Here is a 26,364-nt window from a genome sequence, read left to right as displayed (position 1 = left end):
TTTTATGTGTTTAGCAATATCGGGGGAAGTAATAGATGTTAAAGATAATAAGGCCTTAACGGAAGTAAAGGGAATTAAAATGTGGGTGAATATTGATTTAATTGATAATTGTAAGAAAGGTGAATATATTTTAATTCATGGGGGTTTTGCAATACAAAAAATTGATATGAACTATCATAGTTTTCTTAAAGATACAATAGATGAAGTATATTACGACTTTGGAGAGGTTCACCGTGGATGATAAGCTGAAGATATTATTAAAGGAGATAGAAAAATTCAGTAGGGAAATTCGTAAGGACAATATAAATATTATGGAAGTTTGTGGTACCCATACCCATGTGATTTATGATTGTGGTATAAAAGATATGCTACCAAAGAAAATCAACCTTATATCTGGTCCAGGGTGTCCCATTTGTGTAACTGAAAAAAGCTTTATTGATAATGCCATTGCCATAGGAAGACAGGATGTTACTATAATAACCTTTGGAGACATTGCAAAGGTTAGAGGGAGTAATAGTTCCTTAATCGAAGAAAGAAGAAATGGGTTATCCTTAAGAATTATATATTCATTAGATAGCATACTTAATATTTGCAGAGAGGATGCAGAAAAAAATTATGTATTTTTAGGGGTTGGTTTTGAGACCACAACTCCACTAATTGCCAACATAATAAAAAAGGCTCATGAAGAAAACATTAAAAATCTTTACTTTTATAACTCCTTAAAAATAATGCCGCCAATACTAAATAAGATTTTGGTCTCATCCGATTCCATAGATGGATTCATATTGCCAGGTCATGTTGCAGTTATACAAGGGGAGGAAGAGTTTAGGCTTTTATTTGCTAATAGTGAAATCTCTTCTGTAATCGCAGGGTTTAGTTTTGAAGATATTTTAGCATCAATATATTTTTTATTGAAGGCTATCTATAAAAAACAGTGTGGAGAAAATATAGGAAGATTTAAAAACGTCTACAAGAGCTATGTTCAAGTTCAAGGAAACTTGAAAGCTAAAGAACTAATGACACAGGTTTTTCAAGTAGTTCATGGAAAATGGAGAGGTATTGGAATTATAGAGAATTCTTCATTGATTATGAGAGAAAAATATAGCAACTTCAACGCCATAGTGAAATTTAAACTTGAAGAAAATGCTGATTATATAGAAAGTAAAGATTCTAAGTGTAGGTGTTCAGAGGTTATTATGGGAAAAATAAATCCTGAAAGTTGCAGTTTATTTAAAACTATATGTACCACTGAAAATCCTCAAGGACCATGCATGATATCCATGGAAGGCACCTGTTATTGTGCATATAAATTTACAGTTTAATTATGTATGAATCAGAAGAAAAAGTGCATAAAATTGGATAATACTTAATTGGACATTAGGTCATAGTCAGAGGTTCATACTGAGCAAGTTCTAAAATCAACTTTCTAAACTAATACTTTTAGGAGGGCAAATGGAGAGGATAGGGTTAATACATGGGGAAGGTGGAAAGCATACACAGGAGCTTATAAAAAATCTTTTTTATAAACAATTTAATAATGAAGAATTAATTAAGGATAAAGATGCAGCAGTTTTAGCATTGTCCCAAAAAAGTATAGCATTTACAACAGATTCATTTGTAGTAAAACCGTTGTTCTTTAATGGAGGAGATATAGGTAGGCTATGCATTTGTGGTACCGTAAATGATTTAGTTACAAGTTTTGCGTTACCTAAATATCTTAGTCTAAGTTTTATTATTGAAGAAGGATTTGATTTTAAAGATTTAGAAAAAATAGTAGTGTCAATTAAAAATACCGCTATTATAGCAGAAGTTCAAATTGTAACTGGTGACACTAAAGTTGTAGAAAAAGGAATGGCAGATGGAATATTTATTAACACTTCTGGGATTGGTATTGTGGAAAAAAACATTGTGAATTGCCCTGAAGTTGGGGATAAAATAATTATAACTTCTACAATTGCAGAGCATGGAACTGCTATTGCTATGGATAGATATAACCTTGAAATATTAGGCGATATAAGAAGTGATGTAAAACCATTAAATGATCTAATTCCCATTTTAGAGGAGTACAGTGGACATATAAAATTATTAAAAGACCCTACAAGGGGAGGTATAGGTCAGTGTTTCAATGAAATTATAGAAAGATATGATATAGGAATAAGACTATATGAAGAGGAGATACCAATACGAAAAGAAGTTGAAACTTTCAATGAAATTATAGGATTAGATCCTTATTACCTAGCCTCAGAAGGTGTCATGATATTAATTGTAAAGGATGAAGTTTCTGAAAGCGTAATTAGAAAACTAAAGAGTGATAAAAAATATGAAAATGCAGCTATAGTTGGAGAAGTTGTTAATGAAAACAAAAAGGTTATTATAGAAAATAAATTTGGTGGAAGAAGGGTATTAAAGGAATTAGAGGGGATAATGCTACCGAGAATATGTTAATATAATCAATAAGTTAAATGAAGGGTATCTTAAAACTTCATTATGAGCTTTAAGATACCCTAAATATTAGTGGTTGATTTTTATTATAAAGAGTAAAGTTATAAAAGCATAGACTTGTACTCTTTGAATATACAATAAAGGTACAATCTACGTAAACTCATTGTAGATTTAAATCAAATTATAACTCTACAAATTCAGGAAGAACATTTTTAGCTCTTAGAGTGTAATAATGTAAACTATTATTAATATAATTAAGAATAATTTTTACTGATTTTTCTTTGGTGTATATTTCTGGAGAGTTTGTTACCTTCATTAATAGCCCTTCAAAAAATATAAGTATATTTCCACTTAACTCTTCTAGATCCTCTTTTTTTATATAGCCATCATCAGCACAAAGCTTTAGTATTGCGATATCTCGATCAATAATATAATCTTTGCTGAGCATTGGAAATAAAATTTCAGGTAAGTCTTCGAGGTCATCAGGAAAAAGATCATAGTATTGTTTCATTGTATCGTATATATTGTGAGGTTTTGAATCTAAAAATAATGATTTAAAGATTTTGGGATTATTAAAGGCATGAATACAAAAACAATGCCATATTCCTAAGTAATTTTTTAAAGAGGAGTAATTTTCATTAACATAATTAGGTAGATCATGGATGTATTGATTATAATACTTCATACTTGCAAAAAATAATATATGGTTTAAATTATTGAAGTACTTGTAAGCAGTAGCTACATTATAACCTGTAAGGCCAGCAATTCCTCTAGCTGTTACATTATCAATACCCTCTTCATCTATAAGTTTTTTTGCTGAATTCACAAATGAAATCATCATTTCTTTCTTTTCAAATGCTGACTTTGTCATAAGAATATCCCCTTTATCTGAATTTTGTATAAAATCTATTATATCATAGATTATAAATCCATCAAATCTTTATGAGAACTTTTAACGTAAAATTAAATTATCTCATGAATAAGTATTAAATATATTAACAGAATTAACCTTTCATTACTAAAAGTAAGATATTCAAGGATATATAAGGATATATAAGGATATAAAAATGTCAGCATTTCTACTGGCATTTTTTTTATGGTCTATTTTAATCTAGCTCTTTGTATTTTTATGCTCTTTCCCTTTATGTTTAATTCATCATGCTCCTTTAGAAGTTTACTTCCATAACCGTTCAAAATGTCCACATGACTATATGTATCAAAGATATCTATAACACCAATAGAATCAGGAGGAATAGCTCCACTATTAGTTAATGATCCTACAATATCCCCTCTACGCAGTTTCTTTTTCTTTCCAGAATTAATATAAATTTTTACCACATCTTTCGTAGCTGGCATGATCTTTTTAATAATTGGTTTTTCAGTAGATACGGGTGCATTATCTAGCTCTTCTTTAGTTGGTGGCGTTGCTTTAGGTATCTCCATGGATATAAATTCTTCAATTGACTTTAGAAATTTATCCTCATAAGGAGTTACAAAGGTAATTGCTTCTCCAGAATTTCCTGCTCTTCCAGTTCTGCCAATTCTATGAACATATGCTTCTAGTTCTAAAGGAATATCGTAATTTATTACATGAGTAACTCCAGTAACATCGATACCTCTTGAAGCTACATCGGTGGCAACTATGAAGGTATATTTTCCTTCTTTAAATTCTTTCATGGCAGTTAATCTATCTTTTTGCAGCATATCTCCATGAATCTCTGTAATAGAATAACCAGAAGCTCTCATTTTCTGTGAAAGTTCACTTACATTCTTCTTTGTCCTACAAAATAATATGCATTGATAAATGCCTTCAACCTTAATTAAATCCTCTAAAAGTTTATATTTTTTTTCTTCATTTACACTATAGTAGCGTTGATTTATTTTCGCCACAGTTAGTGTCTCAGGAGTAATTTCTATCAGTTTAGGGGATTTCATATGTTTTATTATATGACCTTGGATCTCCTCAGATAAGGTAGCAGAAAACATTAAAGTTTGCCTTTGATTAGGTATTCTTTTAATAATGTTTTCAACTTCCTCCAAGAAACCCATATTGAGCATTTCATCAGCTTCATCTATAACTAAGTAACGGATGTTATCTAAATTTAAGGTTCCTCTTTCTATGTGATCTAAGGTTCTTCCTGGAGTCCCAACTACCACATGAACTCTTTGGGATAATTGAGTTTTTTGAACACTAACTGGTTGTTTTCCATATATGGCTATAGCTTTAATTCTTTTATACAGGCCTAAAATTGAAAAGTTTTGTTGAACTTGAACAGCTAACTCTCTTGTAGGAGTTAACACAAGGCACTGTACAGCATTTTTCTCCAATTCTAGATTTTCTAAAATTGGAATTGCAAAAGCAGCTGTTTTACCACTTCCAGTTTGAGCTTTGACAATTACATCACTACCTAGAAGAGCTAAAGGAATTACTTCAGCCTGTACAGGGGAAGGTGTCTCGTATCCTAAAACTTTTACTGACTTAATTATATCTTCGTTTAAATTAAAATCTTGAAATTTTTTTTCTTGCATAATTAGTACCATATCCTTTGTTTATTAAGTTATATGTGTTTTATTATTATTTACCAATACTTATATGATTATAAATTTATTAAAATTTTAATATAGTTTTATTTAACCATAGTTTAGATAGATAGGTTTTTATGTTTTTTACTTTTCTATAAATAAAACTTCGGTGAAATTAAATTCATCCATAAAATTGTAGAAGGGTATGAGCTTGGCTATTATTTAACAACATTTTGGAAGCTATTCAGCTAAGAAAAATTTCTTTGTCATAACAAAATTCCTTTGTTTACAAAGGTGCTTTATTATGTATAAGTTTGAGTCCTGAGGTGTTAGCCTTAAGCAGCTTGCTGGGACTTTAATAGAATTAAAAATTCACACTTTCTTGTATTTGTGCTTGAATAGGCACAGTGGCATCAGAGGGTAACATAACTTTTATTCCTTTAGGGATTATTTTAAAGTCAGCATGATTTGTTCTTAATAACTCACCATCTACATTTAAGGTAAATTCGTTAGAACTAGAGATAATAACTTTTTCACACTTAGAGTAGGAAACTTCTTTTATATGTTTAATATCACCTTTAAGAGCCTTGCCAATGGAAGTTAATAATTTAAATAAACTAACCTCTTTAATATTACAAATATCTAATTTACCGTCAAAAATGCTAGCTTCTGGGGTTATGAAAAACCCTCCACCATAACATTTGCCATTTGAGCTAGCTAAAAGAAAAGTTTTCTGATTTATAACTTTACTATCTAGATGGATTTCTAAATCTAGTGCTCTAAACTTAAAGGCAGTATATAAAACACTTAGTAGATAAGAAATACTACCAGGAAGAAACTTAATATGCTTAAATTTAGTAACATTATAGGCTACTTCTGCATCAAAACCAACAGAAGAAATGTTTAAATAATATCTATTGTTTACTTTTGCAAGATCTATATAAGTTGAGCATCCCTCTACTAGTTTAGAAATATAATTTTCTATGTCAAAATCCTGGTATAGGGTCTTAACAAAGTCATTTCCAGTGCCGCAAGGTATTATAGATAATATACTGTTTGTACCAATTAAACCGTTTAGAACTTCATTTATTGTACCATCTCCACCTACAGCAAATATATGATAGTCATTTCGGCAGGAATATTCTCTAGCAATTTCTTCAGCGTGATTTTTATATTCTGTTAATTCTATTTTAAATTCTTCACTCTTATCTTTAAAATAATCTTGAATTTTATCTATATAGGTTAGACCTTTTCCGTTACCTGCTATTGGATTAATTATAAATAGGTATCTCATTAACCATACTCCTTAATTTAACTTTGTACTATTAAATGTTTAATGAAGTTAATTATTAACGTAAGGAAAAACAATAATAATTATATTTTATCATTTAAATAAGTTAATGTCTAAAGAACCTTTGAATTTAATATTTGTCTTAATAGTTAAAAACATATTAAATTTTAATAGCATCTTTATATATTTTTGAATAGGATATATTAATGAATTCTTACTAAAGGCGCCTTCAAAAGGTAACTAGTTATTTGCTAGTTTATTTTGTTGCATATTGAAGCAATAAAAACTTTTTATTAACTCAATGCAAAATAGTTCCCAAAGATGAGAAATGTATAAATTTTAGGATGCCTAAACTTAAGATAATAATCAAAGAGGTGATTCCAATGGAATGGTTTGTTGAACTAAGTCCTGTATATCAGGCACTTCTTGCTACTTTGTTTACTTGGGGTGTTACTGCTTTAGGAGCAGGATTAGTGTTTTTCTTTAAGAATATAAATAAAAAAGTATTAGATGCAATGATGGGCTTTGCAGCAGGGGTAATGGTGGCTGCTAGCTTTTGGTCTCTATTAGCACCAGCAATTGAAATGTCGCAAGAAGGAGGAGGTATCCCATGGCTTCTACCAGCATTAGGATTTGTCACAGGAGGATTTTTTTTACTTACAGTAGATAGAATATTACCACATCTACATGTAGGTTTTAAAACCGAGGAAGCTGAGGGAATAAAAACTAGTTGGAAAAGAAGTGTATTGCTGGTTTTAGCTATAACTCTTCATAATATTCCAGAGGGTTTGGCAGTGGGGGTTGCATTTGGAGCAGTGGCAGTAGGATTGCCCTCAGCAAGTTTAACAAGTGCAATAGCCCTAGCAATAGGTATTGGACTTCAAAACTTTCCTGAAGGGGCAGCAGTCTCTTTACCTTTAAGAAGGGAAGGATTTTCCAGATTTAAAAGCTTTGTGTATGGCCAGGCATCTGGAATTGTAGAACCTATAGCAGGAGTGCTAGGTGTTATCGCAGTAATGACTATGAAGTCTTTGCTACCCTTTGCTCTTTCCTTTGCTGCAGGAGCTATGATATTTGTTGTTATAGAAGAACTAGTACCAGAATCTCAACTAGGAGGAAATACAGATTTAGCTACAATTGCAACAATTATGGGTTTTGTAGTAATGATGATCCTAGATGTAGCTTTAGGATAGATAATGCAAGTATCGTGCATTAAGATGAAAAATTATCTGTAATTAAAATCTCTATGCAGTTTTGTATAGAGATTTAATTTTTTCATAAGGATGGTTAAATAATTTAAATTGTTAATAATATATGGACAAAACATAGTAGTTTGGGTAATAATTATATTATATAAATTTCTTATAAAATTATTATTCTATTAAATTCGTACTAGAATTATTCTTTATGATAATTATAGTGCTTAAAGAGGTGTATGGGTATTGAATAAGATTATTGGAAGTAAGGTTAAGGAATTAAGAACACAAAAAAAGATGACTTTAAAAGAGTTAAGTGAAAAGACTAATTTATCAACAGGATTCTTATCTCAACTTGAGCGTGGACTTACTAGTATTGCAACAGATTCCCTTTTAAGTATTGCAGAAGCTCTTGAAGTAGAACTTTCATATTTTTTCTCTAGCGCAAAGAGAAAGGAAAGATTTATTCAAAGAAGTTATGAAAGAGAAGTAGATAATATAGATAATTGTTTATACATAAACTATGTTTTGTCAAATAATGCAAGTGACAAGACTATGCTTCCTAGACTTATAGAAATGCTACCTAACTGTAGTAATGAAGATTTATCAGCTTTTCATCATGAAGGGGAAGAGTTTATTTATGTACTTGAAGGAATAGTTACTTTGTTTATTAACAATGAAAGACAAGAGCTATATCCAGGGGATTCTGCTCATTTCGATTCTAAAGTGTGTCATAATTTTACTAATTATACTAATAAGATTTCAAAAATGCTGATTGTAAGCATCCCAAATCACCTTAAGGATGTAAATAAATAATATTAACAAGTGTTCATGGTTAATTATTTCCCATATAAAATGGGTAAAAGAATTAATTTATTGATTACTTATTTAACAGTAGGAGGAACGTATGAATAAAAAAATTGGATTTATAGGTGCAGGAAATATGGGAAAGGCAATGATTGGTGGTATAGTTAAGTCTAACCTTATTCCTGCATCAAATGTAATTGCTTATGCTCCAAATGCAAATAAATTGAATATACTTAAAAATGAGTTTAATATTGAAATTGGTAGTAGTGCAAAACATGTAGCGAGAACTACAGATATAATAGTAATCGCTGTAAAACCTAATATATATGATGAGGTAATTGAAGATATTAAAGAAGACTTAACAAATGATAAGATAATAGTTACTATAGCTGCCGGAAAGAGTATCCAGAATATAGAAAACATTTTAGGAGAAAGTTTTAAAATTGTAAGAACTATGCCAAATACTCCTGCATTAGTTAATGAAGGAATGAGCTCTCTTTGTGCAAATGCAATGGTTACTAATGAAGAATTAGAGGAAGTAAAGAAAATATTTGAAAGCTTTGGTAAGGCGGAAATATTACCTGAATACTTAATTGAAAGTGTAATAGGCGTTAGTGGATCCTCTCCAGCATATGTATTTATGTTTATTGAAGCAATGGCTGATGGAGCTGTTTTAGGAGGCATGCCAAGAGATAAAGCATACAAATTTGCTGCACAAGCTGTTTTAGGGGCTGCAAAAATGGTTCTAGAAACAGGTAAAAATCCAGGAGAATTAAAAGATATGGTATGTTCTCCAGGTGGAACAACTATAGAGGCTGTAAGAACCCTAGAAGAAAAGGGGCTTAGAAGTGCAGTTATAGAAGCCATGGTCAATTGCATGGAAAAATCTAAAAATATGACTAAAAAGTAATGATTTTGCTAAATCATTGATTTGTTCTTGTGGTTTTTTTAATTTTATATATTAATAAATACATAAAATACTCCAATTATATCAATAATTAATATTGGAGGTGTTTGTTAATGAAAAAAAAATCACTTGCTCTAGTTTTCACATTAGTTCTTGCAGTTAATACTAGCACATTAGCTTTTGCACAAAATACAAGTCTTTCAGAAATTCAACCTAAAGTTAACAAGGAATGTTGTGATAAAAAACATCATCATAAAGACTCTTTAGGACTTAGAGGTAAAGAAGTTAATGAAAAGGTATTCACTGAAAAGTTAAAGATATCACAAGAAGAAATAGATAAAGCTAGAGAAGAAGGAAAAGACTTAAGAGATTTAGTTAAAGAAAAAGGGATAACTTATGAGCAATATAAAGCTGCTGTATTAGAAGTGAAATTTGAATTGATTGACAAGGCTGTTTCAGAAGGCAAGGTTACAAAAGAAAGAGCTGAGGAAATTAAGACAAAAATTAAAGCAAAAATGGATAGCAGAACTGATTTTACAGATAAAATAAAGGAAAAGAAAAATAGTAAAAAAAGTGAAAACTAGTAAGTTATTGAATTTATCAAAAATAAGCTAATATTTATTATTAGCTTATTTTTTATGAAAATTATAGCAAATAGTGAATAAATATTAATTCACTATTTGCTATAATTAAAATTATCCTAGATAACATAATCCTCATAGGGATAAGCTAAAATCTTAGCAGGTATACCCACTGCGGTTTTATCCTTAGGAATGGATCTTAATACCACAGAATTAGCTCCTATTCTTGAGTTTTCGCCAATCTCAATTGGACCAAGAACTTTGGCACCAGCACCTATTACTACATTATTTCCTATAGAAGGATGCCTTTTACCTTTTTCTAGACCTACACCACCTAGTGTAACTCCGTGATAAATTGTAACATTATTCCCAACCTCAGCAGTTTCTCCAATTACAACTCCCATTCCATGATCAATAAACACTTCTTTTCCAATTTTCGCACCAGGATGAATTTCTATTCCAGTTAAAAAACGAGAAATTTGCGATATTAGTCGAGCTAGAAAATAGAATTTGAAGTTATAAAGTTTATGGGAAATCCTATGAATAAGAATAGCATGAAGGGAAGGATATAAAATTACTTCCCAAACACTTCTAATTGCAGGATCTTTAGAAGATACATTATTTATTTCTTCTTTAAGTCTATTGAACATATCACCACTACCTATAAATTATTAAAAAAGACCCATAGATAAATATTTTTCACCACTGTCTGGTGCGATCACTAAAACTTTCTTGCCTTTTCCTAATTCTTTAGCAAGTTTTAGTGCTGCAAAGATAGCTGCTCCAGAAGAGATTCCAACTAAGATACCTTCTTCGCTAGCAACTAATCTAGCTGTATTAAAAGCATCTTCATCATCAACAGTTGTTATTTTATCCACTACTTTACTTTCGTAGTTCTCAGGGATAAAGCCAGCACCAATTCCTTGAATTTTATGAGGAGAATGGACTCCACCTGATAAAATTGGAGATTTTGAAGGTTCAACAGCATTGACAATTATAGAGTTTTTAATTTCCTTTAGTTTTCTACCTACCCCAGCAATAGTACCACCAGTACCTACTCCAGCCACGAATCCATCTAGATCAGGAATGTCATGCAGTATTTCAACTGCTGTTGAGGCATAATGTTTATTTGGATTAGCTATATTTGCAAATTGCTGAGGGATAAAGTAGGTGTCATCAACAGCGATTTCTTTAGCCTTCTCAATAGCACCTTTCATACCCTTGGAACCTTCTGTTAATACAAGTTCAGCTCCATAAGCTTTAATCATAGTTCTTCTTTCAACGCTCATGGTATCAGGCATAACAATTATTACCTTATAACCTTTTACTTTGCCAATCATAGCAAGTGCAATACCAGTATTACCACTTGTTGGCTCAACTATAATGCTTCCAGGTTTTAAGAGGCCTGCTTTTTCTGCTTCCTCTACCATACCAATGGCAGCTCTATCCTTAACACTACCAGCTGGATTAGATTTTTCTAGTTTTACATATACTTCGGCCATGTCCTCAGTAACTACATTATTTAATTTTACAATTGGCGTATTTCCTATCATTTCTAAAATATTATTATATAACATTGGTTTTCCCCCTTAAGTTTAATATTAATTTTCAAGTATCTTTTGATCTAACTTCTAACACTATGATAAATCTATATGAATTTCATCTTCATAACAATCAAAGTTCCTTCTAGAAGTATTTAAAACGAAGTAACGTTTCTGTAAAATAAGCTTTTTTATTAATTAATAAAAAAGAGTTAACTAACAGTAATTATATTTACAAAATTTCAAGCGCTTGAAATTAGTATAACCAAAAGTATTAATATAACTAAGATCTTAAATAAAATGAAAAAAACATACAAAAAAGCTTCGTCTCCAAATATAGAGACGAAGCTATGTATGCTTCGCGGTTCCACCCTAATTAGATATAAAAATATCTCACCTCAATCAGGTACAAAAATACCTTATCGCTATAACAGGCGAACCTGGAATACCTTACTATAATTTCAGGCTTCTGCTCCAAAGGGCACTTCACAAAAATCATCAGTAGAAACTTTACACCACCGTTTCCTCTCTGTAACTTAGATTTATGTTACTTTCCTTTTTCAATGCATTTAATTCTTAGTTATTTACTCTGATTTATACTTATATTATATGATAGATTTTAAATTTGTAAACCCCTAAAATGAATTTAATTAAAATATTTCTTTTCTTTATTAAAATCGTTACTAGATATGGTTACCCTTTGATTTATTGTATTATTATGGTAAGATTAAACTACAAATTATAAAACTTTAATAGTTTTATAAGATAAAGTTTTTATTTTAGTCTTCTATAGATTGGGAGGAATAATAGTGATATTAACTCAGCAGATTAACTTTATAAATCAGTGTACTAAAGACATGGACAAATTTACATTATATCTCAGTGTAAGTGATAAAAAAATTACATGTGAGCCTTCATTGGCACTGAAGTATTATTATAAATGGAGTTTAAAGTATATTTACAAAACAAATCTAGAAGATATAAGTGTCTTTGACTATTTTACTAAAATTGTATCTAAAGAGGAATATAAGGCTTTGGGAAAAATGGAATATACTGATGTTAAAAATCTTGTAGTAGCCCATTATTCTTTAGGAGAACTATACTTTCATGATAAAAAATATGATTTATGCAAAGAACATTTTAATAAGGTTATTAGTATTTTAGAAGAAACCTTAAAAAGTGGGAATAAATATGGACACGAAGTTATGAGGGAAAGAGAAGATGTAAGTTTTTTTGAACTTATGATGTGGTCTGGAAAAAATATAGCAGATATGGAATCTGGTGAGGAAGCCTTAGAAAAATATGAAGCAGTAGTTAGCGAAAGCGACTTCTTTTATTTACAAAAAAATTATTGTATCTATAATGTGTCAAAGAGTCTTAATATAGTAACTAAAGCGCATGAAGCAGCAAGAAATATTATCAAGGTTCTTCCAGATTATGAAAATGTAAATATAGATGTAATAAGCTTTTTGAAAGTGCATAGAGAATATTATAGTGCCCTAGAGTTTATAATTAGTGAATATAGAAGAACTGGTGATAAACAATGGATTGATATGACAAAAGACATATGCTGTAGAGATAGTAATTTTAATATTCAATGTGTAGAGAAAGTATTATGTTTTTGTGAAATTTTGCTTTGGAATCTAGAATTAGCAGAATGGAGTAGCATTATATTAAGTCTTTATAATGCTATAAATACATGGGATACAGCTATAAAGCATGTTCTTAATTATTTAAGAAAATCTTTTAATAAAATTAATTACGAAAAGGACTTTTCTCATTTTCCGCAATGTGTAGGTATTCTTAGTAAAATCTACGAGCACATAAGAATAAATAAATATGAAAGTAAAGAATTAAGAGAATATGAGTTTGATTTTACTATTTTCTTATTAGAAGGTGCATTTTACAATAAAAATTACTGTGAAGCTTTCGAAAGCGCAACAAAACTATCGTTTATGACATATAGAAATAATAATATTAAGGATATAAAAAATAAGATTGACACCTTTAAGGTAAGTTCAATAGAAGGACTAGTTTTAGAAAATGATATTTTGGAAAAGTATCCCTGGGCTTATCTTAAAGAGACGTTAGAATACGTAAGGAAACAATGTGAGACAAAAGAGCTTAATAATGAGGAGATTAACCCTATCTCTAGTGCAAATGATGAGAAAAGTGAAAAAGGGGGTTTAACTCGCGAACTTAATCAATATAACATACAAGAACTATCAATAGAGGATGAGAGCTACATCAATATAAAAGACAAGTTCTACTCTTTTAATAATAAGATAGATCAAGACATTAATTCCATAATTATGAAAATTAATGAAGAGGAATCTATATTAAGTCATGAATTAGAGACACTGTCAGATAGCATTTATGAAAATAAAGACATTGAGGCTGAAATTGAAACTATTTTAAAAGAATTTATAGCCAAAATAAAAGGAGATCTAGAATTTTTAAGGGAGTATGGAGATAGTAAAATCAAAATTGCACTTCCAGATATTTTAGAAAACAATCTAAATGTTATAGATGAATTTAATGATGTGAAAACTATAAAAGGTTTCACTGAAGAGAAACTAAAAGAAATTATTGCAAAGTGGTGTGAAGAAAATTTGCAAAGTCTTCTATGGGAACAGTTCAATGTGTATTTATCTAAGTATACAAATCTTTATTTAGAACACATGGAAATTATTAATAAAGTAGAAGGAAACAGAAAAAGAGTTCAAACAGTTTGTGAGGATTTCAATACTGAAATCAATGAAATATCAATTATTCCTAAAGAAGAAGTTTATGATAAATTTATGAATCACTATAAAGAGTTCTTAAGTGAATTAAGCTATGATATCAGAGTTTTACGTGATGAAAAAATGGTAGATACAGTAGCAATTACAATGAAGAGTATTTTCTTGAAAGCAGAAAATAGATTAGATAATGTAAAAAATAGAATAAGACTTCAAGTTAGTGAAGAAAAGTCGCAGATAGCTGATAGACTAATTGAAGAGGTATTTATAGACTTAAAAGGATTAGGTGAAAAACTTCAAACTGAAGTGGAGACTTTGTTCTCAGATATTTTAAAGGAAGTTATCATGGATAGAAGCTGCATAGAAAAAAGATATCATATTGCTAAGCTTAATCATAGTGAGTTAAAAAATAGAAATGAGGAAATTGAAATTTTACTAAATTTAATTAGAGAAGAACTTGGTAAGTTTGATGAGCAAGTTTCCTTAGGTATAATATATTTTAATAACAAATGCTATAGGATATGATATAGTTTTTTCAAGTAACAAAAATTTAGAGTACAAGCTAAATCATTGAATATTAAATGTGTGCATTTAGCAATATTATAGTTAATTATTAGAAGTGTTGAAGAAGTGAAGAAATAAATACACAATAAAAAACTAAGTCTTTAAAAAAGGCTTAGTTTTTTATTGTGTATTTATCAGAATTTAATTTAAGCTTATCTTTAAGGCCTTGTGTTAAATAGATATTATGATCCTTGGATAAAAACAGTGCTTCTACATTTTCTTGAGAATTAATAAATTCTAGTCCTTTTTCTATTCCGAGAGAAAATAGTGTTGTTGATAGAGCATCACCATCTATAGATTTATCAGATATAATTGAAACTCCTAAAATTTCATTTTCATAAGGAAACCCAGTTTGAGGATTTAATATATGATGATATTTTTTACCATTAGTTTCAAAATATCTCTCATAGATTCCAGAGGTTACTACAGATTTATTACTAAGTTCTATATAACCTATACTTGCACCCCTAGTATTTTCAGGGTCTTGAATACCAATTTTCCAATTAGAACCATCAACTTTTGAGCCGAGAGCAAATATATTTCCACCAAGATCTATTATGGCACTTTTTACATTATTTCTTGTTAGTATTTCTGCTATCTCATCAGCAGCATATCCCTTAGCAATAGCCCCTAAATCAATCACCATATTTTCTCTTTTTAAGAAGATAGTTTTATTATTTTCATCCAGTACTAAGTCGTTATAATTTATTAATGATTTTTTGTCATTTATTTCACTTTCTGTGGGTACTTTTGCAGTATCAGTTCCAATTCCCCAAAGTTTAACCAACGGTCCAATAGTAATATCAAGAGAGCCTTGAGATAATTTAGAGTATTTCAATCCCTGAGTTACTACTATGAAAGTATCTTCGCCAACCTTTACAGGTTCCTTTCCAGCCATTTCATTAACTTTATCAAGTTCTGTTCCTAATTTATTGATACTTAAAATATTTTCTAATTCTTTTAACCTATTGAAAACTTCATCAAATATTTTTTCATCCTTATTATCATATAAACTGATTGTGCAAACAGTACCTATAACTACCTCACTCTTTACCAAAGGCGTACTAGATTCTTTAGGTGACGAATTACTACAACCGAATAAAGTTAATGTAGTTATTAATAGCAATATTGATATAATAAGTTTTAATTTTTTCATTTTATCCTCCTGTTTAGACAGCTTTAGTAAAGTAACTGTCCATTTTAAATTTCCTGATTTATAGCCAATAGTAGGTTGATTTCTTAAAATGTAGGACTCTATAAATTTCAAATATTATAGGTTATGAAAGTTTCTAAGTTAAAATACTATTGATTTAATATCTGAAATTTATTATATCATATCATGATTAGCCTTCATATATTCAGTTAGATAATGAACAAGTTCATTTTGGTAAGTGGCTGGGGAAGAAGATTTGACTTTCGCCTAAAGAGGTTAGGAGAATTATCCTTGCAGAATGTCCTTAAAAGGTTATAGAAGTTCTTTTTAATGTTTAATTATTAATATAACATGCCTTAGTTTTTGGTATTTTAAAGGTTTGAATTATTAAAAACAAAGAAAACTTAGTTATGCAAAATATGATTCAAATAGCCATATTTTATAAGTAAACCGTTTCACAAAAATATGTCGTCTTCATAATATTTTGTGTTATACTAATAACTATAAAGGCATATTTACTATGGTTAAGGTAAGATATCTGAAAAATAATGAATCAGGATACCTGTGTGTTTTGTAACATACTAGGTTAATAACAGGACTATTTCATTGTGAGATATAAAAGGTTAGCTGCATTTTTGATTTTATAATTTACTTTATATGCCTAATTTTATTACGAGAATGGATGATAAAATGAAGATTGTTAAGAAGTGGGATGTAATAATAATTATAGTACTTGTGATGATTTCTTTTGTACCCTACATTATTTTTACCTATAGTCAGCGAAATAATACTGGAGAAATCTATGCTGTAGTATCAGTTGCTGGAGAAGAATATAAAAAAATAAGACTGGATAATCATACAACCACAGAGGAATTTACAGTGAAAACTCCAGAAGGTTTTAATATAATTAGGATAGAAGGAAGCACTATAGGGGTTATAGATGCAGATTGTCCTGATAAAGTTTGTATATTGCCTGGGCTTGTAAATAAGGTGGGAGAAAGATTAGTATGTCTTCCTCATAAAGTGGTAGTTGAGATAAAAGGTACTAAAATACAAGAAAGTGAAGAAGACTTTATTTCTCGTTGAGGTGATTAAATGAATAATACAAGAAAAATGACGTATATATCCTTATTGGTGTCTATGGCGTTAGTACTTCATATATTTGAGGGAATGATACCAGTACCTTTTATTACCCCAGGGGCCAAATTAGGATTAGCAAATATTATTACTGTTATAGCACTTTATACTTTAAGCTATAAAGAAACTTTCCTAGTAATAGTACTTAGAATGGTGCTATCAGTAATGTTTGGTGGAAGTATATCAAGGCTTCTTTATAGCTTAGCAGGAGCAATTCTTAGTTATTTAGCTATGATTTTTGTCAAGGAAGTGGGTAAAAATCATGTGAGTATTATAGGGGTAAGTTCTGCAGGGGCAGTGTTTCATAATATAGGACAGCTTATTGTATCAGCTCTTATTGTGCAAACTTTTGGAGTAATGCTATATTTACCGATTATGTCTATAGCTGGTGTTGGTACAGGGATATTCGTTGGATTAACCTGTAATTTTGCTGTAGATCATATAAGAAAAATATCAAGGCGAATGGGATTTGATTTTCTGTCTTAGAAAGGAATTTAACTATGAAAATTAATGAAGAATTATTAAATTTTATTTTTAACAGCTTAGAAGAATGCATAGTTGTAGTAGATGAAAATGGTTTTGTAACAATGATGAGTAATGGTTATAAGGAATTTTTAGGCTGCACTAATCCTGAGGGAAAACATATAACAGAAGTGGTAACCAATACTAGGCTCCACATTGTAGCAAAAACGGGAATAAAAGAGTTTGGGGAACTTCAGGATGTGAATGGACATAGAACAATCTCTATGAGAGTACCAATTATACTAAATGGAAAACCAAGCGGTGCCATAGGAAAAATAATGTTCAAGGATTTAAGTAACTTTAAGATGCTAAGTAGCAAAATTTCTAATTTGGAAAAAGAACTTCAATATTACAAAAATGAATTAGATGGTGAAAAAAAAGCGAAGTATACTTTTAATAATCTTTTAGGGGAAAGTAGTAGTTTTATTGAAGTAGTGAAGTTTGCAAAGAGAGCAGCAAAAGGAGACTCTTCTATATTTATAACTGGGGAAAGTGGAACTGGTAAAGAACTTTTTGCTCAGGCGATACATAATGGAAGTAAAAGATCACTAAAACCTTTTGTGAAAATCAACTGTGCTGCAATTCCAGCAGAGCTTTTTGAATCAGAAATGTTTGGATACGAAGAAGGTGCATTTACTGGAGCAAAAAAAAGCGGGCTAAAAGGTAAGTTTGAACTTGCTAATGGAGGTACTATCCTATTAGATGAGATTGGAGACATGCCTTTAACTATGCAAGTGAAGTTATTAAGGGTTTTGCAAGAAAGAGAAATAGTTAGGGTGGGGAGCAATGAAACTATTAATATAGATGTAAGAGTAATTGCCGCTACTAATAAGTCTCTTCCTGAGCTTATTGAACAGGGGAAATTTAGAGAAGATTTATATTATAGATTAAATGTAATACATTTAAACCTTCCTCCATTAAGAGATAGAGTGGAAGATATAGAATTACTTTCTAATAGTTTAAGAATTAAGCTTAGTAATAGATATGGGGTTTATTCTGAAGGAATATCACAGGAAGCTTTAGAATATTTAAAAGGCTATCATTGGCCTGGAAATGTTAGGCAACTTGAAAATGTTATTGAAAGGGCGATAAACCTGTTAGACACAGATTTGCTTATATTGCCTAAACATCTGCCAGAAAAAGTTCTAAAAGCTAAGGGGAAAAAATATGCTATGGATAATAATGCATTAAAAGATATTGTAGATGAAGTAGAAAAGGATGTTATTATTAGCACTTTAGAGAAAACTGGTGGAAATAAAAATGAAACAGCTAAAATTTTAGGATTAAGTAGGGCTGGGCTCTACAAAAAGCTTAAAAGATTAGGCCTTTATTAGAAAGTTTTCAAAATGTTAATAATTCATATTTAGTCTCTTAAATTAATAGTACAAATTAAGTGTCAACAAATGTACACATGTAAACTTAGTTTACATGTGTTTATTTTTTGCATTAATTTGGGAAAATTATGTAAAACTATAAATGGGATATATTTTTTTTAGTAATTATTAAAAATAAATATGAAGCAATGTATTGTAATTACTTTTAGTGATTAATTTAACATAAGTGTTATAAAATTAACATGAACCATTGAAAATAGTGGGTTTTTCAATGGTGTAAACTTTGTTTACACTTTTGTTTTAAAAAAAGATTTATTTCTGTTGGTATATATGGATTTTATTGAAGTTGCAAAGTTGGCATAAAACTTGCTATACTATCTATGATGATAAAAATAAATTTATTAAGTTAATTAATAAGACGTTTTTTAATAAAAATTTGTTTTTAAAAATATATAGATTATTAAATGGAGGAATTAATTATGAGAGAAGTAGTTATTGTCAGTGCTGCTAGAACAGCTTTAGGATCTTTCGGAGGAAGTTTATCTAAATTATCTGCAGTGGAAATAGGTGCTATTGCGGCTAAGGAAGCTATAAAGAGAGCAGGAATTGATCCGCAAATTATAGAAGAAGCTATAATTGGAAATGTTTTAGGTGCAGGTCTAGGTCAAAATGTTGCTAGACAAGTAGCTGTACATGCTGGCTTAAACGAAAATTCATCAGCAATGACTATTAACAAGGTTTGCGGTTCAGGCTTAAGAGCGGTGAGCTTAGCTGCTCAAATGATTAAAAGTGGAGATGCAGACATTATATTAGCAGGGGGAACTGAAAGCATGAGTAATGCACCATATATTGTTCCAAGTAATAGATGGGGACAAAGAATGGGAGATGCTACCATGGTAGATATATTAATTAAAGATGGACTTTGGGATGCTTTCAATGATTACCACATGGGAATAACAGCAGAGAATATTGCTGAGCAATGGGGACTAACAAGAGAAATGCAAGATGAGTTTGCATTAAATAGTCAATTAAGAGCTGAAGAAGCTATAAAAACTGGAAGATTTAAGGATGAGATTGTGCCAGTAGTTATACCACAAAGAAAAGGAGAACCGATTGTATTTGATACTGATGAGTTCCCTAAAGCAAATATGACTATTGAGAAATTGGCAAAACTTAAACCAGCTTTCAAGAAAGATGGAACAGTAACAGCAGGAAATGCGTCAGGTATTAATGATGGTGCTGCTATGTTAATTGTTATGTCAAAAGAAAAAGCTGAAGAATTAGGTGTTAAACCTCTTGTAACAATAAAATCCTATGCATCATCAGGTCTAGACCCTAAGATAATGGGTTATGGACCAGTACCATCAACAAGAAAAGCTTTAGAAAAAGCAAATTTAAAAGTAGAAGATTTAGATTTAATTGAGGCTAATGAAGCATTTGCAGCTCAATCATTAGCAGTTGCAAAGGATCTAAATTTAGATATGAATAAAGTTAATGTTAATGGTGGAGCTATTGCTATAGGTCATCCAATAGGATCATCAGGAGCAAGAATACTTACAACATTAATCTACGAAATGATAAAAAGAGATGCTAAAACAGGTCTAGCAACCTTATGTATAGGTGGCGGACAAGGAACTGCACTTATTGTTGAAAGATAATAAAAATTAAATTTTAAAAACTTTGAAACCTAGTTAAACTAAGAAATTATCTTAGTTTTAACTAGGTTTTTTCATTTTTAGATAGAGTTACTTAAAGTATATTTTAATCATTACTACACACCATAGTAATAATTAATTGATTAAAATTTTAAAAAATAAATAATCATTATGATGATATATTTTAAGGCTACTGCATAACCGGAGTCTATTTTCTAGCAGTACTATCTATAGATTCAGCTTCATTGTGTATTGAAAATATCCTGTACTAGTTATTTTGTACCAGACACTTTATTATATTTGGAAAGGAAGGATATAATGGATAAAACAACAAAAACACATAAGAGAAAGAGAGTTAATTTATTAATTTTAACAGTATTTATTTTATTAATAATGAGTGTTGTTAGTTATTATTGGTATATGTATTCTATTGCTAATAAATTCAATAATGCCGTTTATCCTAACGTAAGCATAGAAAATATAGATATGTCAGGTAAAACAAAGGAAGAAGTTCTAGAGTATTTTCTTCAAAAGTATGACAAGCCTTTGGAAAATGGTAGTATCAATGTAAAAGTAAAAGATAAACTGCACAATTTGCCATATAAGGAGTTAAATATTAAGTATAATATTGAGGAAGTAGTTAATGAAGCCTTCTTGTATGGTAAAAATTTGAGTGTTAGTGAGCGATATAAACTCATAAAGAAGGGTGAAAATACAAATTATAATCTAAACCTAACCTATAATGATGAAACCATAAGAAGTTTTCTAGAAGGTATAGATAAAACTTTACCTAAAGAAATTATGGATAGCTCCATAAAGAAGGGTAATACTGGATTTCAAGTAACTCAGGAAAAAATAAAGGAAGAAATAGATAAGGAACAAGGATATAAAGAAATAGTAGAGAAGATAGAACAACGATTATACACTATAGATTTAGAAATGCCTGTAAAGTATGTAGAACCTAGAATTACAGCAAAGCAACTCAAAACTATTGATAGTGTAATTTCATCATTTAAAACAAAGTTTATTATTAGTGAAAGAGCTACGAATATTATGTTGGCAACTAAAGCAGCAAGTGATGTTCTTCTTATGCCAGGAGATACCTATAGTTTTAATGAGTTGGTAGGAGATACAACTCCTGATAAGGGGTATAAAGAAGCACCAATAATAAAGAATAAAAAACTAGAACCAGGCTATGGAGGCGGAGTTTGTCAAGTATCAACAACTCTTCATAATGCCGTATTAAGAGCAGGAATTGTACCTATAGAAAGAATGCATCACTCAATGCCAGTCGCTTATGTTCCAAAGGGCGCTGATGCAACAGTATTTTATAAGGCTGTAGATTATAAATTCACAAACACCTTAAATTATCCTATTTATATCCATGGATACATTGTAAATGATGAGGTGATCTTTGATATTTATTCAAATTCAAGTTTGAAGAGTAAGACTTATGATATAGAAAGTGAAATATATAAGGAAATCCCTAGAAAAGTAAAATATATAAAAGATTTAAGTCTCGATGAGGGGGAACAAGTGATTGATTCTAAAGGCAGCGATGGATTTAGAGTGAGAGTTTATAGAATAGCATATGAAAATGGTAAAAAAATTAATAGAGGATTACTTTATGATGACTATTATAAACCAGTGGATAAAGTTGTAAAAGAAAACTTATAGTATGTATAATGCAATAAAGAAACTCCATAAATGTTCAGTTATATGTTGCATTATCTTAAATATAAGTTGTTAAGGTAGTTTTATAATGTAGAAATAACGATGAAACTTATATATGCCACTGGCAGTAAGCTCATATAATAAAAATTAATAGTTTTCACGTGTTTGATAAAAATAAGAAGAAGTAATTAGAGAGCGATGATTGCTTCTTTTTATTTTTGATTGTAAATGGGAAAAGACGTTTTTGAACGTTTATTAATTTAATATCGTATTATAGATAGCTTAAAAGTCTCCAAAAGGTCAAAAAATAGAAATATTTGTTAAAACTAATATATAAGTGAAAGTTTAAAAGCTTTATGATATACTAAAACAGTAAGTTATTTTTCCAATATAATTTGAAAGGGATGTGGCTATGGATATAAATTTAGAGAGGAATAAAGAACAAAATAATAAACCGACAAAAAATAAAGTTAAAAATTCCAAAAATAAAAAGAAATTTATAGTAATATCTGCTATGTTAGGAATTGTTGTTTTAGCCTTTATTGGGACAACCTCTTATGTTTATACGACTGTAAATAAATATAAAAGTGTAATAATGCCTGGGGTTAATGTTGAGGGGATAGATATTTCGGGACAAACTATAGATGAAGCAATGAAAACTATAGGAAATCAATATGAAAAACAAATATCAGATAGAAATATAAAAATCAACGTAGAGGGTAAGGAATATTCTATAAATTATTCAGACATTAAGTTAGAGTATAATATAGAGCACACAGTACAGAATGCTTTTAACTATGGAAAAGATTTAAATTCTGTAAAAGTATTCAATTTAATTAGAAACCCTGAGAATAAAGATTTCAACTTAGAATTTACTTATAATAATGAGGCTATAACAAGAAAAGTTTCAGAGATTGAAAAGGAAGTAAATAAAGAGAAGAAAGATGCAACCATAAAAAAGAATCCTGGTGGTGGTTTTTCTATAGTAGAAGAGAGCTTAGGTGCAAAGCTGGATGTGTCAGGGTTAATTGCTGAACTAAATAGTAAAATTGCCAGTACAAAAGAAGGAAATGTACAGGTAAAGGCTACCGTGAATAAGGATAATCCAAAGGTGACTAAGGAGCAGTTATCCAAAATCGATTCTGTGGTATCATCATTTACTACAGCTTTTGGAACTTCTACATCTAACAGAGCTACTAATATAAGTATTGGTACTAGAACTGTTAACGCAACTTTGTTAATGCCAGGAGATAAATTTAGTTTTAATAGTATTGTAGGTGACACAACGGCAGCTAAAGGGTATAAATCTGGCGGAGCCTATATAGACGGTGTGCTTGTAGATGATATTGGCGGTGGTATATGCCAAGTATCTAGTACTCTTCACAATGCAGTATTAAGACTTGGAATTTTACCAGATCAAAGAAGAAATCACAGTATGACAGTAGGATATGTGCCTTTAGGATTAGATGCAACAATATTCTATGGAGGAACTGATTATACATTTACAAACTCAACCCAATATCCAATTTATATTGAGGGATTCACAGACAAAGGTAAAGTTACATTTAATTTGTACTCTAATTCTTCATTAATAGGAAAAACTTATAGTTTTCCAACAGAAACTTATGAAACTATAGCACCTCCAGTTAAGTATGTAGATGATCCAACTTTGGAAGTGGGTAAAGAAGTCATTGATAAACCAGGTTCAAATGGGTATAAGGTGAAGGCTTATAGAGTAACTTATGAAAATGGTAAGGAAATCTCAAGGGAGCTTATGAACAATGATACTTATAAACCAAGCCCTAAAATAATAAAAAGAGGTACAAAACCAGTACAAGGGACTAATACAGGTACTGATAAACCTAAAGATGAAATTAAGCCAGGCAATAATCAAACGCCAACCACTCCAACTACACAAGGTGAAGCTGTACAACCAAATGATGGTGAAAATCAATAAGATGTAAAAGACCTACGAATGTAGGTCTTATTTTTATATAAAGGTCCATAGTGAACTATTGACAACAAATAAAGATTAATGTAATATAAAATCAGAAATTACGAACGAAAGATTAAAATAAAAAACTTAATATTCGTACTCATATATACTCAGTAATATGGTCTGAGTGTTTCTACCAGGCATCCGTAAAGTGCCGGACTATGGGTTTTATAAACATCAAAGATAACTATCTCATTGGTATCTTTAAGATTTCTATGGCATTTATATAACTATATATTGCTATGGCTATGATGCATTTATAACTCCCTAGTTTTATTAGGGGGTTATTTTTTTATATAAAAATCAAGAATTACAGATTGGGCAAAGTTTCTTTGGTTTTTAAATGATATAAATTAAATAGTCTTAGAATGTGGTGGAAAAATATGACGTTATTCATTATTTAATTGGAGGAAAAGTTATGAAATTATTAAAGCAACGAATAGTTGAAGATGGAAGAGTAATTGGAGAAGATATTTTAAAGGTAGACAATTTTCTAAATCATCAAATAGATATAGAATTGTTTAATGAAATGGGAAAGGAACTTAAAAAGAGGTTTAAAGATAAAGAGGTGAATAAGATACTTACCATTGAAGCTTCAGGTATTGCAGTGGCATGTATTGCAGCACAGTATTTTGGGAATGTTCCTGTAGTATTTGCAAAAAAACATGAAGGTTCTAATATGGATAAGGATACTTATGATAGTGAGGTTTATTCTTATACAAAAAAGAGAAGTTACAATATTAAAACAAGTAAAAAGTATATTAATGAAGGAGATAAAATACTGATAATTGATGATTTTTTAGCTAACGGTAATGCTTGCATAGGACTTATAGACATAGTAAAAAAGGGTTCAGCAGAAGTGGCAGGGGTAGGGATTGTAATTGAAAAGTCCTTTCAATCGGGTAGAGAAAAAGTTGAAGGATTAGGAGTGCAAGTAGAATCTTTGGCAAGAATAAGTGGGTTTAGTCAGGGAAAGGTGCTTTTTCTAGAGTAAATCCATGGAAATCTAGAAGCTAGCATGAGGAGTAATCTAATCGATTTTTAGCATAGCTTTTTATCGATAAAACATAATCAAAGTCAAAAGAAAAAACAACTTTAGAGGAGGATTCAAAAATGAAAAAAATAATTACTAGCATTCTATTAGCTACTTTAATGTTAATGACTTTCATATTAACAGGATGTAGTAGCAATACAGAACCAGCCAATACAGTAGCACCAGAAAAACAACAGAAGGTGAAGGTAGGTTTCATATATGTTGGGCCAGTAAGTGATGAGGGATGGACTTATTCTCATGATGAAGGAAGAAAACTACTAGAAAAGGAACTAGGTGTAGAAACTATATATGTTGAATCTGTAAAAGAAGACTTAGCAGAAACTGAAAGAGTTTGTGAGCAATTAATTAGCCAAGGATGTAATGTAATTGTTGGGACAAGCTTTGGTTTTATGGATGGAATGGAAAGCTCAGCGCTGAAACATCCAGAGGTAAAATACTTACATAACTCAGGCTATAAAACAGCAGAAAATATGTCAAATTACTTTGGAAGAATTTATGAAGGTAGATATTTAACTGGGATAATCGCAGGACTTACAACAAAGTCCAATAGCATTGGATATGTAGCAGCTTTTCCAATACCAGAAGTAGTAAGAGGAATAAATGCCTTCACTTTAGGAGCAAAAAGTGTAAATCCAGAAGTTGTAGTAAAGGTTAAGTGGACAAACACTTGGTATGATCCTGCAAAGGAAAAGGAAGCTGGAAAAGCTTTAATAGCAGAAGGTGCAGATGTAATGGCTCAGCATCAAAATACAGCAGGTCCTGCACAGGCGGCAGAGGAAGCAGGGGCTTTATCTATAGGTTATAACACAGATATGAGCTCAAAACTCCCAAAATCTTATTTGACCTCACCAATTTGGCATTGGGAAAAATACTATATACCACAGATAAAAGCTGTAATGGATGGAACATGGAAATCCTCAGTAACTTGGAATGGAATTAAAGATGGTTATGTAGACTTAGCTCCACTTACAGATAAGGTTCCAGCAGAAGCAAAGGAATTAGTTGAAAAACAGAAACAAGCTATAATCTCTGGAGAAAACAAAATATTTGTGGGGCCAATAAAGGATCAACAAGGGAATGTAAAAGTGCAACAAGGTGAAGTTATGAGTGATGAGGAATTATTAAAATTTGATTGGTTTGTAGAAGGTGTAGAGGGGAAACTTGAGCAATAGTTAATGATATTTATCTTGTAATCTTAAAAGCTTAAATAGGTTTAATATAAGTGCATCATGAATTATACGGTAAG

Annotated in this window: 22 protein-coding genes, 1 riboswitch and 1 other annotated feature; of the genes, 16 read left to right on the top strand and 6 right to left on the bottom strand. The window is 30.3% G+C overall.

Annotation, left to right across the window (positions count from 1 at the left end):
- Positions 1 to 4 precede the first annotated feature (4 nt).
- The 3 genes from RR409_RS00250 (at position 5) to hypE (ending at position 2,445) form a co-directional block, all read left to right on the top strand.
- The gene (locus RR409_RS00250; protein WP_332555704.1) at positions 5 to 241 is read left to right on the top strand and encodes a HypC/HybG/HupF family hydrogenase formation chaperone; all 237 of its coding nucleotides are present in this window, start codon (positions 5 to 7) and stop codon (positions 239 to 241) included.
- On the top strand, positions 234 to 1,322 hold the full coding sequence (gene hypD, locus RR409_RS00245; RefSeq protein WP_332555703.1) for a hydrogenase formation protein HypD: 1,089 nt from the start codon (positions 234 to 236) through the stop codon (positions 1,320 to 1,322). The genes RR409_RS00250 and hypD overlap by 8 nt, the downstream gene beginning before the upstream one ends.
- Positions 1,323 to 1,452: 130 nt before the next feature.
- Positions 1,453 to 2,445, top strand: a complete 993-nt coding sequence (gene hypE / locus RR409_RS00240) for a hydrogenase expression/formation protein HypE (RefSeq protein ID WP_332555702.1) — start codon at positions 1,453 to 1,455, stop codon at positions 2,443 to 2,445.
- Between the two features lie 178 nt (positions 2,446 to 2,623).
- Here the strand turns inward: hypE and RR409_RS00235 are convergent, their stop codons facing one another.
- From RR409_RS00235 to RR409_RS00225, 3 genes are all read right to left on the bottom strand, one after another.
- Positions 2,624 to 3,313: a hypothetical protein gene (locus RR409_RS00235; protein WP_332555701.1), complete on the bottom strand. Its 690-nt coding sequence runs from the start codon at positions 3,311 to 3,313 to the stop codon at positions 2,624 to 2,626.
- A gap of 230 nt (positions 3,314 to 3,543) precedes the next feature.
- On the bottom strand, positions 3,544 to 4,971 hold the full coding sequence (locus RR409_RS00230; protein ID WP_332555700.1) for a DEAD/DEAH box helicase: 1,428 nt from the start codon (positions 4,969 to 4,971) through the stop codon (positions 3,544 to 3,546).
- A gap of 358 nt (positions 4,972 to 5,329) precedes the next feature.
- Positions 5,330 to 6,259, bottom strand: coding sequence for a diacylglycerol kinase family protein (locus tag RR409_RS00225; RefSeq protein ID WP_332555699.1), 930 nt, complete (start codon positions 6,257 to 6,259; stop codon positions 5,330 to 5,332).
- A gap of 380 nt (positions 6,260 to 6,639) precedes the next feature.
- On the opposite strand from RR409_RS00225, the gene RR409_RS00220 reads away from it, so the two are divergent.
- From RR409_RS00220 to RR409_RS00205, 4 genes are all read left to right on the top strand, one after another.
- Positions 6,640 to 7,449, top strand: a complete 810-nt coding sequence (locus tag RR409_RS00220) for a ZIP family metal transporter (protein WP_332555698.1) — start codon at positions 6,640 to 6,642, stop codon at positions 7,447 to 7,449.
- Between the two features lie 249 nt (positions 7,450 to 7,698).
- Positions 7,699 to 8,268: an XRE family transcriptional regulator gene (locus RR409_RS00215; protein ID WP_332555697.1), complete on the top strand. Its 570-nt coding sequence runs from the start codon at positions 7,699 to 7,701 to the stop codon at positions 8,266 to 8,268.
- A gap of 91 nt (positions 8,269 to 8,359) precedes the next feature.
- Positions 8,360 to 9,169 (top strand): pyrroline-5-carboxylate reductase, encoded by an 810-nt coding sequence (gene proC / locus RR409_RS00210; protein ID WP_332555696.1) that lies wholly within the window; start codon positions 8,360 to 8,362, stop codon positions 9,167 to 9,169.
- A gap of 110 nt (positions 9,170 to 9,279) precedes the next feature.
- Positions 9,280 to 9,750, top strand: coding sequence for a DUF2680 domain-containing protein (locus RR409_RS00205; protein WP_332555695.1), 471 nt, complete (start codon positions 9,280 to 9,282; stop codon positions 9,748 to 9,750).
- A 116-nt stretch (positions 9,751 to 9,866) separates the two neighbouring features.
- On the opposite strand, the gene epsC is transcribed toward RR409_RS00205, so the two are convergent.
- Together epsC and cysK are read right to left on the bottom strand one after the other, a co-directional pair.
- On the bottom strand, positions 9,867 to 10,397 hold the full coding sequence (gene epsC, locus RR409_RS00200; RefSeq protein ID WP_332555694.1) for a serine O-acetyltransferase EpsC: 531 nt from the start codon (positions 10,395 to 10,397) through the stop codon (positions 9,867 to 9,869).
- Between the two features lie 21 nt (positions 10,398 to 10,418).
- Complete coding sequence (gene cysK / locus RR409_RS00195; protein WP_332555693.1) at positions 10,419 to 11,324, bottom strand: cysteine synthase A; 906 nt, start codon at positions 11,322 to 11,324, stop codon at positions 10,419 to 10,421.
- A gap of 299 nt (positions 11,325 to 11,623) precedes the next feature.
- Positions 11,624 to 11,861, bottom strand: a binding site (T-box leader).
- Positions 11,862 to 12,097: 236 nt separating this feature from the next.
- Here cysK and RR409_RS00190 point away from each other — a divergent pair.
- Positions 12,098 to 14,554, top strand: coding sequence for a hypothetical protein (locus RR409_RS00190; RefSeq protein WP_332555692.1), 2,457 nt, complete (start codon positions 12,098 to 12,100; stop codon positions 14,552 to 14,554).
- Between the two features lie 151 nt (positions 14,555 to 14,705).
- On the opposite strand, the gene RR409_RS00185 is transcribed toward RR409_RS00190, so the two are convergent.
- Entirely contained in the window at positions 14,706 to 15,749 is a 1,044-nt protein-coding gene (locus tag RR409_RS00185; protein ID WP_332555691.1) for an FAD:protein FMN transferase, read from the bottom strand.
- A 687-nt stretch (positions 15,750 to 16,436) separates the two neighbouring features.
- Between RR409_RS00185 and RR409_RS00180 the strand changes: the two genes are divergently transcribed.
- The 8 genes from RR409_RS00180 (at position 16,437) to RR409_RS00145 (ending at position 26,290) form a co-directional block, all read left to right on the top strand.
- Positions 16,437 to 16,832 carry a NusG domain II-containing protein gene (locus RR409_RS00180; protein WP_332555690.1) on the top strand — a complete coding sequence of 132 codons (396 nt, stop codon included), beginning with the start codon at positions 16,437 to 16,439 and terminating at the stop codon, positions 16,830 to 16,832.
- 9 nt (positions 16,833 to 16,841) lie between these two features.
- Positions 16,842 to 17,369, top strand: coding sequence for a Gx transporter family protein (locus tag RR409_RS00175; protein WP_332555689.1), 528 nt, complete (start codon positions 16,842 to 16,844; stop codon positions 17,367 to 17,369).
- A 14-nt stretch (positions 17,370 to 17,383) separates the two neighbouring features.
- Complete coding sequence (locus RR409_RS00170) at positions 17,384 to 18,739, top strand: sigma 54-interacting transcriptional regulator (protein WP_332555688.1); 1,356 nt, start codon at positions 17,384 to 17,386, stop codon at positions 18,737 to 18,739.
- A 479-nt stretch (positions 18,740 to 19,218) separates the two neighbouring features.
- Positions 19,219 to 20,397: an acetyl-CoA C-acetyltransferase gene (locus RR409_RS00165; RefSeq protein ID WP_332555687.1), complete on the top strand. Its 1,179-nt coding sequence runs from the start codon at positions 19,219 to 19,221 to the stop codon at positions 20,395 to 20,397.
- Between the two features lie 315 nt (positions 20,398 to 20,712).
- On the top strand, positions 20,713 to 22,071 hold the full coding sequence (locus RR409_RS00160) for a VanW family protein (protein ID WP_332555686.1): 1,359 nt from the start codon (positions 20,713 to 20,715) through the stop codon (positions 22,069 to 22,071).
- Between the two features lie 409 nt (positions 22,072 to 22,480).
- Positions 22,481 to 24,025, top strand: a complete 1,545-nt coding sequence (locus tag RR409_RS00155) for a VanW family protein (RefSeq protein ID WP_332555685.1) — start codon at positions 22,481 to 22,483, stop codon at positions 24,023 to 24,025.
- A gap of 119 nt (positions 24,026 to 24,144) precedes the next feature.
- Positions 24,145 to 24,246, top strand: a riboswitch (purine riboswitch).
- Positions 24,247 to 24,482: 236 nt separating this feature from the next.
- Positions 24,483 to 25,058, top strand: coding sequence for a xanthine phosphoribosyltransferase (locus tag RR409_RS00150; protein WP_332555684.1), 576 nt, complete (start codon positions 24,483 to 24,485; stop codon positions 25,056 to 25,058).
- 119 nt (positions 25,059 to 25,177) lie between these two features.
- Positions 25,178 to 26,290, top strand: a complete 1,113-nt coding sequence (locus RR409_RS00145; RefSeq protein ID WP_332555683.1) for a BMP family ABC transporter substrate-binding protein — start codon at positions 25,178 to 25,180, stop codon at positions 26,288 to 26,290.
- The last annotated feature ends 74 nt before the right edge of the window (positions 26,291 to 26,364 follow it).

Origin of the sequence: Clostridium sp., from assembly GCF_036642255.1 — a bacterium.
In the GTDB taxonomy this organism is placed as follows: domain Bacteria; phylum Bacillota; class Clostridia; order Clostridiales; family Clostridiaceae; genus Clostridium_J.
This window is presented reverse-complemented; position numbering and strand designations above follow the sequence as displayed.

Excerpts from the sequence above, each read along its gene's own strand:
- RR409_RS00250 (WP_332555704.1), top strand. The coding sequence starts at position 5 with ATGTGTTTAGCAATATCGGGGGAAGTAATAGATGTTAAAGATAATAAG.
- hypE (WP_332555702.1), top strand. The coding sequence starts at position 1,453 with ATGGAGAGGATAGGGTTAATACATGGGGAAGGTGGAAAGCATACACAG.
- RR409_RS00235 (WP_332555701.1), bottom strand. The coding sequence starts at position 3,313 with ATGACAAAGTCAGCATTTGAAAAGAAAGAAATGATGATTTCATTTGTG.
- RR409_RS00230 (WP_332555700.1), bottom strand. The coding sequence starts at position 4,971 with ATGCAAGAAAAAAAATTTCAAGATTTTAATTTAAACGAAGATATAATT.
- RR409_RS00225 (WP_332555699.1), bottom strand. The coding sequence starts at position 6,259 with ATGAGATACCTATTTATAATTAATCCAATAGCAGGTAACGGAAAAGGT.
- RR409_RS00220 (WP_332555698.1), top strand. The coding sequence starts at position 6,640 with ATGGAATGGTTTGTTGAACTAAGTCCTGTATATCAGGCACTTCTTGCT.
- proC (WP_332555696.1), top strand. The coding sequence starts at position 8,360 with ATGAATAAAAAAATTGGATTTATAGGTGCAGGAAATATGGGAAAGGCA.
- RR409_RS00205 (WP_332555695.1), top strand. The coding sequence starts at position 9,280 with ATGAAAAAAAAATCACTTGCTCTAGTTTTCACATTAGTTCTTGCAGTT.
- epsC (WP_332555694.1), bottom strand. The coding sequence starts at position 10,397 with ATGTTCAATAGACTTAAAGAAGAAATAAATAATGTATCTTCTAAAGAT.
- cysK (WP_332555693.1), bottom strand. The coding sequence starts at position 11,324 with ATGTTATATAATAATATTTTAGAAATGATAGGAAATACGCCAATTGTA.
- RR409_RS00185 (WP_332555691.1), bottom strand. The coding sequence starts at position 15,749 with ATGAAAAAATTAAAACTTATTATATCAATATTGCTATTAATAACTACA.
- RR409_RS00180 (WP_332555690.1), top strand. The coding sequence starts at position 16,437 with ATGAAGATTGTTAAGAAGTGGGATGTAATAATAATTATAGTACTTGTG.
- RR409_RS00175 (WP_332555689.1), top strand. The coding sequence starts at position 16,842 with ATGAATAATACAAGAAAAATGACGTATATATCCTTATTGGTGTCTATG.
- RR409_RS00170 (WP_332555688.1), top strand. The coding sequence starts at position 17,384 with ATGAAAATTAATGAAGAATTATTAAATTTTATTTTTAACAGCTTAGAA.
- RR409_RS00165 (WP_332555687.1), top strand. The coding sequence starts at position 19,219 with ATGAGAGAAGTAGTTATTGTCAGTGCTGCTAGAACAGCTTTAGGATCT.
- RR409_RS00160 (WP_332555686.1), top strand. The coding sequence starts at position 20,713 with ATGGATAAAACAACAAAAACACATAAGAGAAAGAGAGTTAATTTATTA.
- RR409_RS00155 (WP_332555685.1), top strand. The coding sequence starts at position 22,481 with ATGGATATAAATTTAGAGAGGAATAAAGAACAAAATAATAAACCGACA.
- RR409_RS00150 (WP_332555684.1), top strand. The coding sequence starts at position 24,483 with ATGAAATTATTAAAGCAACGAATAGTTGAAGATGGAAGAGTAATTGGA.
- RR409_RS00145 (WP_332555683.1), top strand. The coding sequence starts at position 25,178 with ATGAAAAAAATAATTACTAGCATTCTATTAGCTACTTTAATGTTAATG.